At 71.9% G+C, this 15065-nt stretch carries 11 protein-coding genes; 2 read left to right on the top strand and 9 right to left on the bottom strand.

Annotated elements, in window-relative coordinates; all coding sequences use genetic code 11:
- Positions 1-3 precede the first annotated feature (3 nt).
- Positions 4-663, bottom strand: coding sequence for a histidine phosphatase family protein (locus ACZ56V_RS31170; protein WP_398915192.1), 660 nt, complete (start codon positions 661-663; stop codon positions 4-6).
- A 106-nt stretch (positions 664-769) separates the two neighbouring features.
- Complete coding sequence (locus tag ACZ56V_RS31165) at positions 770-1384, bottom strand: YdbC family protein (protein WP_104631078.1); 615 nt, start codon at positions 1382-1384, stop codon at positions 770-772.
- Positions 1385-1542: 158 nt separating this feature from the next.
- Here ACZ56V_RS31165 and ACZ56V_RS31160 point away from each other — a divergent pair, with 158 nt between their 5' ends.
- Positions 1543-2076, top strand: coding sequence for a TerD family protein (locus tag ACZ56V_RS31160; protein WP_468946933.1), 534 nt, complete (start codon positions 1543-1545; stop codon positions 2074-2076).
- A gap of 60 nt (positions 2077-2136) precedes the next feature.
- On the opposite strand, the gene ACZ56V_RS31155 is transcribed toward ACZ56V_RS31160, so the two are convergent.
- The 3 genes from ACZ56V_RS31155 to nrdR form a co-directional block, all read right to left on the bottom strand.
- The gene (locus ACZ56V_RS31155) at positions 2137-3033 is read right to left on the bottom strand and encodes an alpha/beta fold hydrolase (RefSeq protein WP_467383422.1); all 897 of its coding nucleotides are present in this window, start codon (positions 3031-3033) and stop codon (positions 2137-2139) included.
- Positions 3034-3250: 217 nt separating this feature from the next.
- Positions 3251-6154 (bottom strand): vitamin B12-dependent ribonucleotide reductase, encoded by a 2904-nt coding sequence (locus ACZ56V_RS31150; RefSeq protein ID WP_398915199.1) that lies wholly within the window; start codon positions 6152-6154, stop codon positions 3251-3253.
- A gap of 168 nt (positions 6155-6322) precedes the next feature.
- The gene (gene nrdR / locus ACZ56V_RS31145) at positions 6323-6871 is read right to left on the bottom strand and encodes a transcriptional regulator NrdR (protein WP_125628514.1); all 549 of its coding nucleotides are present in this window, start codon (positions 6869-6871) and stop codon (positions 6323-6325) included.
- Between the two features lie 561 nt (positions 6872-7432).
- On the opposite strand from nrdR, the gene lexA reads away from it, so the two are divergent.
- On the top strand, positions 7433-8212 hold the full coding sequence (lexA, locus tag ACZ56V_RS31140) for a transcriptional repressor LexA (RefSeq protein WP_127895100.1): 780 nt from the start codon (positions 7433-7435) through the stop codon (positions 8210-8212).
- A gap of 139 nt (positions 8213-8351) precedes the next feature.
- Here the strand turns inward: lexA and ACZ56V_RS31135 are convergent, their stop codons facing one another.
- From ACZ56V_RS31135 to ACZ56V_RS31120, 4 genes are all read right to left on the bottom strand, one after another.
- Positions 8352-10364, bottom strand: coding sequence for an ATP-dependent DNA helicase (locus tag ACZ56V_RS31135; RefSeq protein ID WP_467383426.1), 2013 nt, complete (start codon positions 10362-10364; stop codon positions 8352-8354).
- 229 nt (positions 10365-10593) lie between these two features.
- The gene (locus ACZ56V_RS31130) at positions 10594-11298 is read right to left on the bottom strand and encodes a GNAT family N-acetyltransferase (RefSeq protein ID WP_468946927.1); all 705 of its coding nucleotides are present in this window, start codon (positions 11296-11298) and stop codon (positions 10594-10596) included.
- Between the two features lie 29 nt (positions 11299-11327).
- Positions 11328-13373, bottom strand: a complete 2046-nt coding sequence (locus tag ACZ56V_RS31125) for an IucA/IucC family protein (RefSeq protein ID WP_468946925.1) — start codon at positions 13371-13373, stop codon at positions 11328-11330.
- On the bottom strand, positions 13370-14683 hold the full coding sequence (locus ACZ56V_RS31120; protein WP_398915207.1) for an aminotransferase class III-fold pyridoxal phosphate-dependent enzyme: 1314 nt from the start codon (positions 14681-14683) through the stop codon (positions 13370-13372). The genes ACZ56V_RS31125 and ACZ56V_RS31120 overlap by 4 nt, the downstream gene beginning before the upstream one ends.
- Positions 14684-15065 lie beyond the last annotated feature (382 nt).

Raw genomic sequence — 15065 nt, 5'->3', positions numbered from 1 at the left:
ACTCTATCCGGTGATCCCGTACGGTTCCGGATCTCGCCAGCGTTCGAAGGGCCGGTCAAGGCGGTACTTGCCGTCCTGACCGAGAACGAGCATCCGCATCTCGGCGTTCCCCGGGTTGGACAGCGACTCGAACTCCGCGACCGTCCAGTGGAACCACCTCATGCAGAACAGCCGCATGGCGAGCCCGTGCGTCACCAGCAGCACGTTCGGCGGGTGGTCGGGGTCCTCGAAGCTGCGGAACAGGCTCTCCAGGAAGCCGCCGACCCGGTCGTACACGTCGGCACCGGACTCGCCCTGGGCGAAGCGGTAGAAGAAGTGCCCGTAGGCGTCGCGGTAGGCCTTCTGCAGGCGCACGTCGTCGCGGTCCTGCCAGTTGCCCCAGTCCTGCTCGCGCAGCCGGGGCTCCTCACGTATCCGTATGAGCTCCGGGTCGAGGTGGAAGGCGCGGAGGGTCTCATGGGTGCGGCGGTACGGGGAGACGTACACGCTGATCCGCTCGCGGCCGAACACCTCGCGCAGCCCCTTGCCGGTCTCCTCGGCCTGCGCCCGGCCCCGATCGGTGAGGGCGAGCGCGTGGTCCGGTTCGCGCTCGTACACGGTGTCATCGACGTTGCCGATCGACTCGCCGTGCCGGACAAGAACGATGCGCCGTGGTCGTGCCATGCCAGAACCCTAGATCGAGACGGCCGGAACCAGGCACTCGTACGGGCCCCGTACGGCGTACGTCACACAGTTTCCACACCTGGTCGAGTCGGCGTGGGTCCGGATCTCAAACGGTCCAGGAGGGTTCCAGTTGCACGATGTCGCCCGTCAGCGCCGCGATGTCGGCCTCCGTCTGGGCGCGCAGGGCCAGCCGCTCGACTCGCTCGGTGCGGTACTTTCCGTGTTCGGCGGCCGACAGCCACATGGACAGCACGAGGTACTCGTTGTACCCGTCCCCCGGGGCCTCGCCGAACAGGCCGCGGATCATGCCGGGCGAGCCGGCCATCGCCGGATTCCAGACCTTCTCCTGCATGAGGACGTAGTGCTCGGCCCGTTCCTCGTGGACCCGGCACAGCGCCACCCGCAGCAGATCGGCGTCGGTGAAGCGCGGTTCGAACCCGGTCTTCACGTCGAACCGGTAGTCGAAGAGCCTGACCTGGGCGTCCTTGAAGGTGCCCACCTGCGCGGAGGCCAGCCTGTCGTGGGAACGGGCCATGAAGGAGTCGTAGAAGGCACGGCTCTCCCAGAAGGCGAAGACGTGCGCCACGTCCGGCCGCCCCCGGCTCCAGCCACCCCCCTGCCCCCGAAAACCCGGCTCCCCCGGAAGCCCCGCCCACTTCCGCTGCCCCCGCTCGAAACCGCGGCGGTCCACCACGGTGCAGCGAATCCACTTGACCAGCACCGCGCCATGGTAAGGCCAGGAACACTGCACCGGTCGCTCCGAGGAGGAGCGCTTGCCCGCGCGCTCGTCCCGGTGCGTGGCAGGATGGACAAGCGGCCGTCATCGTCCGGCAGTTCAGAGGGGCCGGGCAGGGCGGGGGACCTGGGAAGGGGAAGTCTGTGAACGGCCTCAGCAAAGGCTTGGGCAAGGTCGAGGTCGCGCTGCGGTGGGACCCGAGTCCGGCGGGCGAGCCGGCCACCGACCTGGATCTCGTCGCCGGGACCTATCCGGTGGACGATCCGTACGGCGCCCCCGCCTACGTCGTGCACTTCGACAGTCGCTCACCGGACGGCACGATCTATCTCAACCGGGACAGCAAGGACGGCAAGGGCTTCGGTTTCGACGAGGTCATGACGCTGGAGCTGGAGCGGCTGGACGCCCGGTACGCGCGCGTGGTGGTGGGCGTCGCCATACAGCAGCACACCGAGGACCGGACCTTCGGCCACGTGACCAACCCGGGCCTGCGCATCCGTGAGGGTTACACGGACCTGGCCGCGGAGGACTTCGCCGCCGTTCCGGGCGCCACCGCGGCGACGGTCGCCGAGTTCGTCCGGGACGGGACGGGGGCCTGGGAGTTCCGACCCGGTGTGCACGGCTTCGAGGGAGACCCCGCGACGTTCACCCGGGTGATGGGCGTGGCACGGCGGCCCTGACGGCGGCCCGGGGCACGAGTAAGGGGCATTCGCCTTGGCGAGCGCCCCTTGCACATGCCCTCACGCGTCCCCTCGTCCGCTCGGATTCCGTCCTGGCGCGGCCCATCCGGTCCCGCGTCCGAGCGCAAGCATCGCCTCGGCGACCTCGCCGACCGCCGCCTCCGGAAGGGCGGTGGCGGCCTCCTCGAGGACGAGCAGCCGCGCCCCGGGAATCTCGCGCGCGATGGCCTCGCCGTTGCCGACGGGGAAGAACGGGTCGCGGCGACCGTGGACGACGAGCGTGGGGATCTCGATCTCCGGCAGGCGCTCACGCCAACGGGGTGCGCAGTCGAGCCGGGAGAACACCGTGCCCATCTGGTTGGCCAGCTGGACCGGGACAGCGGTGCCGGGCGTGCGGTCCCAGATGCGGGCGGCGGTCGCGCGCGCGGTGACGGGGTCGTCGCCGAGGATCTTCGCGCCGGTGGCGGCGAAGTCGGCCACCGCCTCGCGGTGGGTCCAGTCGGGCATCGGCGTGGCGAACAGTCGGTTCATCGTCGCCCGGTCGTGGTCGGGGAGGTCGTCGTCGGGCGGGCCGGGCGCGACCGCGCGGGTGCCGGCCAGGGTGAGCGCCGAGAACGCACCCGGGTGGTCGAGCACGGCCACCTGGGCGACCATCCCCCCGACGCCGATCCCGGCGAGGTGCGCGGGCCCGGCGCCGAGCGCGTCGGGAAGGGCCGCCGCGTCGGCGGCGAGGTCGCGCAGGGTGTAGGCGGGCGCCTCCGGGTCCGCCGTGGTCGACTCTCCGCTGTCGCGCAGGTCGTAGCGCACGACCCGGCGCCCGCCGGCGGCGAGGCGCTCGCAGAGTGCGTCGGGCCACGAGAGCATCGTCGTCCCGCCGACGAGCAGGACGAGTGGCGCCTCGTCGGCACCGAACGACTCGACGCCCAAGGTGATCCCATTGACGCTGACGGTTGTCATCGCAGCCCCGGAAGATGTCGTAGGTCGGGTGTGTCGCAGGGGCAGACCCGAGCCGGCGCCCGAAGTCATCGCTCACGCGTGGATCGTGTGCCGGAGGCGGGCGCAGGCACCTCGCAGGCAGACGCCGAAGGGGACCGGCCGGTGGCCGGTCCCCTCCTGAACGTGCAGGTCAGTGACCCCTCAGGTCAGTAACCCCTCGGGTCGGTCATCCCTCGAATCAGCTGCAACCGCTGGTCGAGCCGCACCCCTCGCAGATGTAGCAGGATCCGGCGCGCTGCATCTTCGTGCCGCAGGAGAAGCACAGCGGGGCGTCGGCCTGGATGCCCAGCTGCATCTCCACCAGTTCGGCGCTGGTGTGCGCCTGCTGCGGAGCGGGCTTGGCGGCCTCGGCCTCGGCCTTCGGCGTGGCGACGGCCTTCAGTTCCTGGGCGCGCGGCGCCGACTGGGCCAGGCCCTCGACGTCCACCTCGTCGTCGGACGGCTCGTACGAACCGGTCTCCAGGTGGCGCTGACGCTCCTCGGCGGAGTGGATGCCGAGCGCGGAGCGCGTCTCGAAGGGCAGGAAGTCCAGCGCCAGGCGGCGGAAGATGTAGTCGACGATCGACTGCGCCATCCGCACGTCCGGGTCGTCCGTCATGCCGGCCGGCTCGAAGCGCATGTTGGTGAACTTCGAGACGTACGTCTCCAGCGGCACGCCGTACTGGAGGCCGACGGAGACCGCGATGGAGAAGGCGTCCATCATGCCCGCGAGGGTCGAACCCTGCTTGGACATCTTGAGGAAGACCTCGCCGAGACCGTCGTCCGGGTAGGAGTTGGCGGTCATGTAGCCCTCGGCGCCACCGACGGTGAAGGACGTGGTGATGCCGGGACGTCCCTTCGGGAGGCGCTTGCGGACCGGGCGGTACTCGACGACCTTCTCGACCGTCTCGCGGATGGCCGCCTCGGTCTTCTCCGTGATCTCCGCCTTCTCCGTGTCCTTGACCGACTTGGTCTTGGCGGAGAGGGGCTGGCCGACCTTGCAGTTGTCGCGGTAGATGGCGAGCGCCTTGACGCCCATCTTCCAGGCCTCGAAGTAGACCTCCTCGACGTCCTCGACGGTCGCCGACTCCGGCAGGTTGACCGTCTTGGAGAGGGCGCCGGAGATCCAGGGCTGGATGGCGGCCATCATGCGGACGTGGCCCATCGCGGAGATGGAGCGCTCGCCCATCGCGCAGTCGAACACCTCGTAGTGCTCGTGCGCGAGACCGGGCGCGTCGATCACGTTGCCGTTCTCGGCGATGTGGGCGACGATCGCCTCGATCTGCTCCTCCTGGTAGCCCAGGCGGCGCAGGGCCTGCGGGACGGTGCCGTTGACGATCTGCATCGAGCCGCCGCCGACCAGCTTCTTGAACTTGACCAGCGCGAGGTCGGGCTCAAGGCCGGTGGTGTCGCAGGACATCGCGAGACCGATGGTGCCGGTCGGGGCGATGACGGAGGCCTGGGAGTTGCGGAAGCCGTTCTTCTCGCCGAGGCGCAGCACGTCCTGCCAGGCCTCGGTGGCGGCGGCCCAGATAGGCGTGTCGAGGTCGTCCATGCGGACGGCCTTGGCGTTCTCGTCGGAGTGCTGCTTCATGACCCTGAGGTGCGGCTTCGCGTTGCGGGCGTAGCCGTCGTACGGGCCGACGATCGCGGCGAGCTCGGCGGAGCGCCGGTACGACGTGCCGGTCATCAGCGAGGTGATGGCGCCGGCCAGGGCGCGGCCGCCGTCGGAGTCGTAGGCGTGGCCGGTCGCCATCAGCAGGGCGCCGAGGTTGGCGTAGCCGATGCCGAGCTGGCGGAAGGCGCGGGTGTTCTCGCCGATCTTCTGGGTCGGGAAGTCCGCGAAGCAGATGGAGATGTCCATCGCCGTGATGACGAGCTCGACGACCTTGGAGAAGCGCTCGGCGTCGAAGGACTGGTTGCCCTTGCCGTCGTCCTTCAGGAACTTCATCAGGTTCAGCGAGGCGAGGTTGCAGGACGTGTTGTCCAGGTGCATGTACTCGCTGCACGGGTTCGAGCCGTTGATACGGCCGGACTCCGGGCAGGTGTGCCAGGCGTTGATGGTGTCGTCGTACTGGATGCCGGGGTCGGCGCAGGCCCAGGCGGCCTCGGCCATCTTGCGGAAGAGCGCCTTGGCGTCGACCTCCTCGATGACCTCGCCGGTCATGCGGGACGTCAGGCCGAACTTGCCGCCGTCCTGCACGGCCTTCATGAACGTGTCGTTCACCCGGACCGAGTTGTTGGCGTTCTGGTACTGGACGGACGTGATGTCGTCGCCGCCCAGGTCCATGTCGAAGCCCGCGTCGCGCAGGGCGCGGATCTTCTCCTCTTCCTTCACCTTGGTCTGGATGAAGTCCTCGATGTCGGGGTGGTCGACGTCGAGGATGACCATCTTGGCCGCGCGGCGGGTGGCGCCGCCGGACTTGATGGTGCCGGCGGAGGCGTCGGCACCGCGCATGAAGGAGACCGGTCCCGAGGCGTTGCCGCCGGAGGAGAGCAGTTCCTTGGAGGAGCGGATCCGGGAGAGGTTCAGGCCGGCGCCGGAGCCGCCCTTGAAGATCATGCCCTCTTCCTTGTACCAGTCGAGGATCGACTCCATGGAGTCGTCGACGGACAGGATGAAGCAGGCGGAGACCTGCTGCGGCTGGGGCGTGCCGACGTTGAACCACACCGGGCTGTTGAAGCTGAAGATCTGGTGCAGGAGGGCGTAGGCCAGCTCGTGCTCGAAGATCTCGGCGTCGGCGGGCGAGGCGAAGTACTTGTTGTCCTCACCGGCCTTCCGGTACGTCTTCACGATGCGGTCGATGAGCTGCTTCAGGCTCACCTCGCGCTGCGGGGTGCCCACGGCGCCCCGGAAGTACTTGCTGGTGACGATGTTGACCGCGTTCACCGACCAGAACTCGGGGAACTCGACGCCCCGCTGCTCGAAGTTGACCGAGCCGTCGCGCCAGTTGGTCATGACGACGTCACGACGCTCCCACGCCACCTCGTCGTAGGGGTGGACGCCGGGAGTGGTGTGGACGCGCTCGACGCGGAGTCCCTTGCCCGCCTTGGTGGCCTTGGCGCGGGAACTCCGTGCCGGACCGCTCGCCGTCTCTGTCATGCCGCCTCCCTGTACGGGCGAAAACGCCCTGAAGTGCCCCGATTGTTCCCGTGGGCACGGTGTTCTGTCTGGTGTTGCGGACATCGCTGGCTCCGCCCGCAACAGGTCTTGTTCACTCGCCGCCGTCCGGCCGGTCCCGGGCGCCGAAGTCCGGGTCCGGCCCGCCGATCAGTCGGCGGCGCCTGCGGGCTCGGGGACCTGTCCTGCCCCCGTGGGCCCGCGGTCGTTCTCCTGGCTCCCCGCGCCGGTGTCGTCGTCCTCGCCGGGGTGCCCCGTCGTCTCCCTCAGTTCCGCGATCGCGGCCTCGAAGTCCTCGAGCGAGTCGAACGCCCGATAGACGGAGGCGAATCGCAGATAGGCGACGAGGTCGAGCTCCTGCAACGGTCCGAGGATGGCCAGCCCCACGTCGTGGGTGGTCAGCTCGGCGCTTCCGGTGGCCCGCACCGCCTCCTCGACCCGCTGGCCGAGCTGGGCGAGCGCGTCCTCGGTGACGGGCCGGCCCTGACAGGCCTTGCGCACACCGTTGATCACCTTGGTGCGGCTGAACGGTTCGGTGACCCCGGACCGCTTCACCACCATGAGCGAGCACGTCTCCACGGTCGTGAACCGACGGGAGCAGTCAGGGCACTGGCGGCGCCTGCGGATCGACGTGCCGTCGTCGGTCGTACGACTGTCGACGACACGGCTGTCGGGGTGCCTGCAGAAGGGGCAGTGCATGGACTCCGAACCCTCCTCACAGCAGACTCAACGGCCTCGAAGGACCCTTCAGCCCCTCGAAGCAGCCCCCAGCATAGGCGATCGCGGCGGGCTCGAAGACCCGGGGGACCACAACTTGTGGGCTGCTCGCGCTATCCAACCACTAGATGTGGGGATTGGCCCATACATACACGCCCTGCACGCGTGTCGCGCCTCTGCGTGCGCGACCCCCGGGCCGCACCGCGCCTCGCAGGGCCTTGCCGCGGCCGTACCGCTCGGAGGCATGCGGAGATACCGTGGGCGCCGCGGGGAGGGGACGTGGGACTACCGCAACAGATGGGAGACCCGCCCCGTCGAACGGGATGCCGGATGGCAGACTGGAGCGACATCCCCGAGGTTGTCACCACGGCGGTGAAGAGTACAGCAATGAGCCCTTTTGTCCGTCAGGCGCCACGGTAGCCATACACCCAGACTTGCAATACGGGCGAGCGATTCGCGTTTTTTCACTCGAACGTGTGTTTGGCGCAACCTTTCGAAAGCTACTACCGTTGTGCAGCAGGGAGACCATCGAGAGGGGCCGACGTGACCACCACCGCCGACAGTGCCACCATCACTGCCCAGGACCGCCCCCAGGGCCGACCTGAGCCGGTGCACGCGATGAGCGACGCCGCGAATCCCGAGGGGCACAAGCGCTCCCTGCCGGGGCGACCTCCCGGCATCCGGGCGGACAGCTCGGGACTCACCGACCGCCAACGCAGGGTGATCGAGGTCATCCGCGACTCCGTGCAGCGACGCGGGTACCCGCCGTCGATGCGGGAGATCGGCCAGGCCGTCGGCCTTTCCAGCACCTCGTCGGTGGCGCACCAGCTGATGGCACTGGAGCGCAAGGGCTTCCTGCGCCGGGACCCGCACCGTCCGCGCGCCTACGAGGTGCGCGGCTCCGACCAGGCCGCCTCGGTGCAGCCCACGGACACCGCCGGCAAGCCGGCCGCCTCGTACGTCCCGCTGGTGGGCCGTATCGCCGCCGGTGGTCCGATCCTGGCCGAGGAGTCCGTCGAGGACGTCTTCCCGCTCCCCCGGCAGCTGGTCGGCGACGGTGAGCTGTTCGTCCTGAAGGTCGTCGGCGACTCGATGATCGAGGCCGCGATCTGCGACGGCGACTGGGTCACGGTCCGCCGCCAGCCGGTCGCCGAGAACGGCGACATCGTGGCGGCCATGCTGGACGGCGAGGCCACCGTGAAGCGCTTCAAGCGCGAGGACGGCCACGTCTGGCTCCTCCCGCACAACTCGGCGTACGAGCCGATCCCCGGTGACGACGCGACCATCCTCGGCAAGGTGGTGGCCGTACTGCGCCGCGTCTGAGCGCCACGGCGGGCGGGTACGCGCGACAGCGCCCCGCCGACCCGACCGGGCCCCGGGACCTCTGCGCCGGTTCCGGGGCCCAGCGCTGTCCGGGGACGGGCGGTGCCGGGGAGACCGCGGCCCGGTGCGCGGGCCGCGCTCAGTCGCCCTCGACCTGCTCGGCGCCCTCGGTCGGCTCCGCGCCCTCGGTCTGCCTGGCCTTCGCGTCGATCGCGGCGAGTGACTTGCGGACCTGGTTGCGGTCCGTGGTGAACCAGAAGTCGGGCAGGGACGCCTTCAGATAGCTGCCGTACCGGGCCGTCGCCAGCCGCTGGTCCAGTACGGCGACCACTCCGCGGTCGCCCGTCGCACGGACCAGCCGACCCGCGCCCTGGGCCATCAGCAGCGCGGCGTGAGTGGCGGCGACCGCCATGAAGCCGTTGCCCCCGGCCTCCTCCACCGCCTTCTGGCGGGCGCTCATCAGGGGGTCGTCCGGACGCGGGAACGGGATCTTGTCCATGACGACCAACTGGCAGCTCGGACCGGGCACGTCGACGCCCTGCCACAGTGACAGGGTGCCGAAGAGGCAGGTCCGCGGGTCGGCGGCGAAGTTCTTGATCAGCTCGCCGAGGGTCTCCTCGCCCTGGAGAAGGATCGGGTACTCGGGAATCCGCGAGCGCAGCTCCTCGGCGGCCAGCTGGGCCGCGCGCATCGAGGAGAACAGGCCCAGTGTGCGGCCGCCCGCCGCCTGGATCAGCTCGGTCAGCTCGTCGAGCATGTCGCCGCGGTCGCCGTCCCGGGCGGGGCGGGCCAGATGCTTGGCGACGTAGAGGATGCCCTGCTTGCGGTAGTCGAAGGGCGAACCCACGTCGACGCCCTTCCACTGGGGCACGTCATCACCCTCGGTGCCCTCGGGGGCGAGGCCCAGGGACGCCCCGACGCCGTTGAAATCGCCGCCCAGCTTCAGGGTCGCGGAGGTCAGGACGACCGAGCGGTCGGTGAAGAGCTTCTCCCGCAGCAGCCCCGAGACGGACATCGGAGCCACCCGCAGCGAGGCACCGAACCGGTCGTGCCGCTCGTACCAGACGACGTCCCACTCGGAGCCGTTGGTGATCCGCTCCGCGACGTCGTGCACGGACTCCACGGAGGCCAGCGCCTGCTTGCGGACCGCGTCCTCGTCCTGCACGGACTTGTCCCGGGTGGTCCCGATGGCCGAGATGACCGTACGGCAGGCGTCGCGCAGCGCCATGAGGGCGTAGCCCAGGTCCTCCGGGATCTCCTCGATGCGGCCCGGCAGTGCCAGCTCCATCAGCCGCTCGAAGCCCTCGGCGGCGGTCTGGAGCTGGTCGGCGGCCTTCTCGTTGACCAGCTTCGCGGCACGGCGCACCGCACGGTTGACCTGGCCGGGGGTCAGCTCGCCGGTGGCGACGCCGGTGACCCGGGAGACCAGCTCGTGCGCCTCGTCGACGATCAGCACCTCGTGCTGCGGCAGGACGGGCGCGCCCTCGATGGCGTCGATCGCGAGCAGCGCGTGGTTGGTGACGACGACGTCGGAGAGCTTGGCACGCTCACGGGCCGTCTCGGCGAAGCACTCGGCGCCGTAGGCGCACTTCGAGGCGCCCAGGCACTCCCGGGAGGACACCGACACCTGCGCCCAGGCGCGGTCGGAGACGCCGGGCGTCAGGTCGTCGCGGTCGCCGGTCTCGGTCTCGTCCGCCCAGTCGCGCATCCGCAGCAGGTCCTGGCCCAGTTTGCTGGTGGGGGCGGCGGCCTCGAACTGGTCGAAGAGGCCGTCCTCCTCGTCCTGCGGCACCCCCTCGTGCAGCCGGTGCAGGCACAGGTAGTTCGACCGGCCCTTGAGCATCGCGAACTCCGGGCGGCGGCGCAGCTGCGGGTGGAGCGCGTCGACCGTGCGGGGCAGGTCCCGCTCGACCAGTTGGCGCTGCAGGGCCAGGGTGGCCGTGGCCACGACCACCCTCTCCCCGTGCGCCAGGGCGGGCACCAGGTAGCCCAGCGACTTTCCGGTGCCGGTGCCGGCCTGGACCAGCAGATGGGAGCCGCCGTCGATGGCTTCCTCGACGGCTTCGGCCATGGCCACCTGGCCGGGACGCTCCGTGCCGCCGACGGCGGTGACGGCGGCGTGCAGGAGTTCGGGGAGTGAGGGCTTCGTCATAGCGCGACCACCCTACGGCCCGGGACTGACAAACGGGTCGGCAAGGCGGGTGCGAGGGGCGTGAGTGATCGCGAGGACAGGCGGGGCAAGGGTGGCTCCTGGGCGGCTGACCGGCGAGAGGGGACGGGAGGGGCGACCGGGACGGCGGGCGCGGCGGAGGCGGTTGGGACAGCGGAGTCAGCGGGACGGCGGAGGCGGTTGGGACGGTGCAGGCAGCGGGCGCGGCGGGTCACGGAGCCTCCCGCGCCGCCCGCTCCCGGATCATCAGGGCGGCGCGCTTGGCGGGCAGGTCCACCTCGGCCACCAGCCGGAACCCGGCGCCGAGGAACGCCGCGACGGACGACCGGTTGCGGAGGTCGGGTTCGGCGAGCACCCGCGTACAGGCCGGGCGCCCCGCGAGGACGAGGTCGGCGACGGTCCTGATCAGCTCGGTCCCGAGGCCCTGCCCGCGGTCGGCGTCCTCGCCGATCAGCAGATGGACGCCGGTGTCGTGCGGCCGGACCGGGCAGTACCGGGCCAGCGGATCGAGGTCGGCCCGGTAGATCTCCCAGTAGCTCATCGGCACGCCGTCCAGCGTCCCGAGGCACGGGACGCTGCGTCCGTCTCCGGCCAGCTGGGCCCGCAGGTGGTCGGCGGTAACGCTCTGCGGGCCGGCCAGCTCCCAGTACGCGGCGACGGCGGGGTCGTTCATCCAGCGGGCGACGAGCGCGACATCCCGTTCGACGTCGACGGGCACCAGGTGGAAGACGCCCGCGGAGGTGTCGCGCGGCCCCCAGTCGGCGAGGCCGTCGAGGAGGTCCTCACGCGCGCGTGCCGTCGCCTCCGCGAGCCGGCCCCCGGTGGCGTCGTCCCCCGCGGTGCGGAACAGGGCGAGGAACTCCTCGGGCAGGTGCAGGTCCAGGGTGTCGTCGGCGCTCGCGTCGGTGGGATTCACAGTGTCGCTCCTTCGGGACGGCGGCCCGTTCAGGCGTGCAGGGGGTTGGCGATGGTGACGTAGAGGGACTGGGTGTCCACCGGGCCGACGAGTTCGTCGAGGCCGTGCAGCCGGGTCAGCAGGTTCGCCTTGCAGCGCAGCACCGGCGAGTCGAGGAGGTGTGCGGGGAGCGGACCGCCCGGTGCGGAGGGGCCCGAGGCCAGTTCGCCGAGGAAGCGGCGGAAGGCGGCCAGCAGTGTTCCCTCCCCGGCGAGACGCTCGGAACCGAAGGCGCCGATCAGACCGAACACGTTGTTGACGGCGAGGTAGTAGGCGAAGCGCTCGTCGGTGACGGCGTCGGCCACGAAGGTGTCGCTGTGTGCTCCGATCCCGGGCAGCCGGGCGTCGAGTTCCGCGCGCCGGGACTCGCGGAAGTAGTAGCCCTGGTTGTCGCGGTAGCGGCCGCCCGCGGGCCAGCCGTCGGCGTCCAGCAGGACGAGCGTGTTCTGCTGGTGGGCCTCCAGGGCGATGCCCGCGCGGGCGTCCAGCCACAGGACGGGACGTACGACCTGGTGGAGGTAGCGCAGGAACCACTCGACGGCGACGGCTCCGCGCGGGCGGCCGGTCCGTCCGGCGAGCCGGGTGACGACCTCGGCCAGCCGGGTGCGCGCGGCGGTGCCGGACACTCCGTTCCCGAACCCGTGGTGCCCCGGGGACTCGTCCTCCGCGCGGGTGCGCGGCTGCGGCGCGACCAGGGAGGCCACGCAGCAGACGTCGTCCGAGGGCCGGAAGGGGTTGTGCCGGACGACGACGTCGAGGCCCCGCACGGGCGTGCCGTCCGGTCCGTCGACCGCGAGCCAGGCCGGGTCGCGGACGATGTCGAAGTCCGGGTGGGCCGCGCGCCACTCGCGCGACAGGCCGCGGCGCAGCAGTCGGTGGACCTCGACGCCGCGGTGCAGCTCCTTGCGGAGGTTCTCCCGCCGGGAGTTGGTGATGTGCAGGGCCAGCGAGAGCTTGAGCATGGCGGGGGCACCGCTGCGGTGGACGGTGCGCACGGAGGACGTGGGGTGCCATGCCGGGCCCCGGACGCCGAGGTCCCTGACCAGTCCGGTGTCCATGAGTGTGGCGACGTCCGGCCGGTGCAGCACCGCGCGGAACTGCCAGGGGTGCAGCGGCAGGAGGGCGAACCCGTCCGGCGATGCCGGGCCGTCCGCCGGTGTGGGACCGTCCGCGGCGAGGCGTGCGGTGAGCGCGGGAGCGGTGACCGGCCGGCCGCGCTCGGTCCAGGCCGAGTCGGTGGCGAGCACGGAGGGGGCGACGGCCAGCCAGTGCAGGGGGAAGGAACCGCGCAGTTCCGGTGAGTACCGGTGTGCCTCGGCCTCGGTGAGGCCCTCACGGCTCTTCGGGGTGGGATGCAGCGGGTGCCCGAGGAGGAGCGCCTGCTCGGCCGCGAGGAAGAGGTCGGAGTCACCACGGTCAGGGGAGGATCCGTCGCTCCGCGCTCCCGGAGTGTCGCGGCGGACGCCGGGAGCGTCCACGGGCCGTTCCGCACGATGCCGGAGGAATACGGCGGTGCGGCGGACGGAGTCGGCGACGCGCGCGACGAGGTCGGGACCGTCGGCCCCCGGGGCACCGGCCGTCTCGCGCACGAGCAGCGCGGCGAGCGTGACCGCGTCCACGGGCGGCGCCGCGTCGGGGGCGCCCGTCAGCCGCGGAGGGCCGAAGCGGTGCCGACCGGTCGGGGACCAGTAGTGCACGGGAACGACGAGGGCCGTGCCGGAGGCCGGGAGCGGCACGTGGAGGACGCCGTCGTCGGGGGCGGACACGTCGGCCTCGCGGGCCCAGCAGCGGATCAGGTTCTCGGTGCCCGCGGCCTGGGCGGCGGCGTGAGGATCGAGGTGGTCCAAGGGGTCGGCGGCGGGACAAGAAGCGAGCGGTGCGGACCGCGGCCCGGGGAGGGCTCCGTGCCCGGAGGCGACAGGCCCCGGAGCGGCCGGGGCCCCGGGTGCGGAGGCGGACGCGGGGGGCGGTTCGGGGGCGGAGTCGGAGTGCAACGCGGGTCCTCCTGGCGGGCCGTGTCCTGGGGCGGGTCTCATCTCGGGGCGCGCTCCCCGCGTAACGGAGCAGCGCCGCCGGGGCGGTCGCGGTCCACCGCGCGTACGGCGTCGGCGAGTCGGTCCAGGACGGCCGACATCTGCCCCTGGGTGACGATGAGCGGCGGCAACAGCCGGACGACGTTCGCGTGCGGCCCCGTGACGTCCACGATCAGCCCGCGGCGCAGGCACTCCCGGCGGACGGCGGCGGCGAGTTCGGCGGCCGCACCGAAGCGGGCGGCACCGGAGCGGGGGCCGCGCGCGGGGCTGTCGGGCGCGCCGTCCGGCGCCACCAGTTCGAGACCGGCCATCAGGCCCCGCCCGCGCACGTCGCCCACGCACGCGAACTCCTCGGCCAGGTCGCGCAGTCCGGTCAGCATCCGGCCGCCCAGCGCGGCGGCGTGCTCGGCGAGCCGGTGTTCGCGGACGTGGGCGAGGGTGGCGGCGCCCGCGGCCAGGGCGAGCTGGTTGCCGCGGAAGGCGCCGGCCGCGGGCCCACCGGGCCGGTTCGGGTCGTCCAGGTCGTCGCGGTGGACCACCACGGCCAGCGGCAGGCTGCCGCCGATCGCCTTGGCGAGGATCAGCACGTCGGGCGTGACTCCGCTGTGCTCGAACGCCCAGTAGGCACCGGTCCGCCCGACACCCGTCTCGGTCTCGTCGAGGATGAGCGGGACGGCGCGTTCCGTCGCGCGGGCGCGCAGGCGTCGTACCAGGGCGTCCGGCGCCGGAAGCACCCCGGCGTCGCTCCGGACCGGCTCCAGGAGGAGCCCGGCGGGCGGCGCCTGTCCCGGCTCGCCGTCGTCGAAATCCGGCTCGTGGGCGTCGGCGAGTGTGATCACCCGGGTCCGTCCGGTGGCGGCGCGGACCAGCGCGACGGCGGTGGCGACCGGGTCCGTGCCGGTCGGGCCGCAGAACCGCACACGCGCGCGGCCGGCGAGTCCCGGCGGCAGGGTGCGCAGCAGTTCGCCGACGAAGGCGTCCTCGACCGGAGTGGTGAGGTCCATGACGTGCAAGGGGGCGCCCGAGTCGAGGACCGTGCGGATCGCCTCCAGGACGACGGGGTGGTTGTGGCCGAGGGCCAGGGCGCCCGCACCGGAGACGCAGTCCAGGTAACGGCGGCCGTCGGCGGCCTCGATGGTGAGTCCCCGGGCCCGGACGGGTACGACCGGGAGGGCGCGCGCGTAGGTGCGCGCGGCCGGTTCACGCGCCGATTGACGCCTCGAAGCGCCGCTCCGCTCGGCGCGCTCCCGCGCAGTCCCCTCGTGCCCGGCGTGCGCCCGCGCGGGCGTCCCGCCCGCGGGTTTCCACGTCACGACCGGCCCGGCGTTCCCGCCTCCGGACGCGCAGTTCCCGTACGGGGATCCCACCACGGCTTGTCGACCTCCCGCCGTCCGGACGCGCGGCGACGTGCCGGGCGCTCCCGGCAGGGGGGACCGCGTCCGGACAGCAGGCCCCCGCCGCTACAACCGAGGACCGTGCACGGGGTTACGGTCTGTCCGAAGATCGTTGCCGGGGCGGGGATTCGACGGTCCGCTCCGGCTCCGCGGCCCGGCCCTCCGCACCGGCGGGCGGCGCGTGCCTGGTCAGGCGGCTGTATCCGAACCGTTGCCGTTCCGTCGGAACTCCCCCACAGCCACCGCATAGTGTGTGGTGCCGTTCCCGGTCGCCGTCGCTCGGCGGTTCGACCGCGGCACC

The sequence above is a fragment of the Streptomyces sp. NPDC034099 genome (assembly GCF_055575415.1).
The sequence above is the reverse complement of the archived record's forward strand: the minus strand, read 5'-3'. Positions and strand labels throughout refer to the sequence as shown.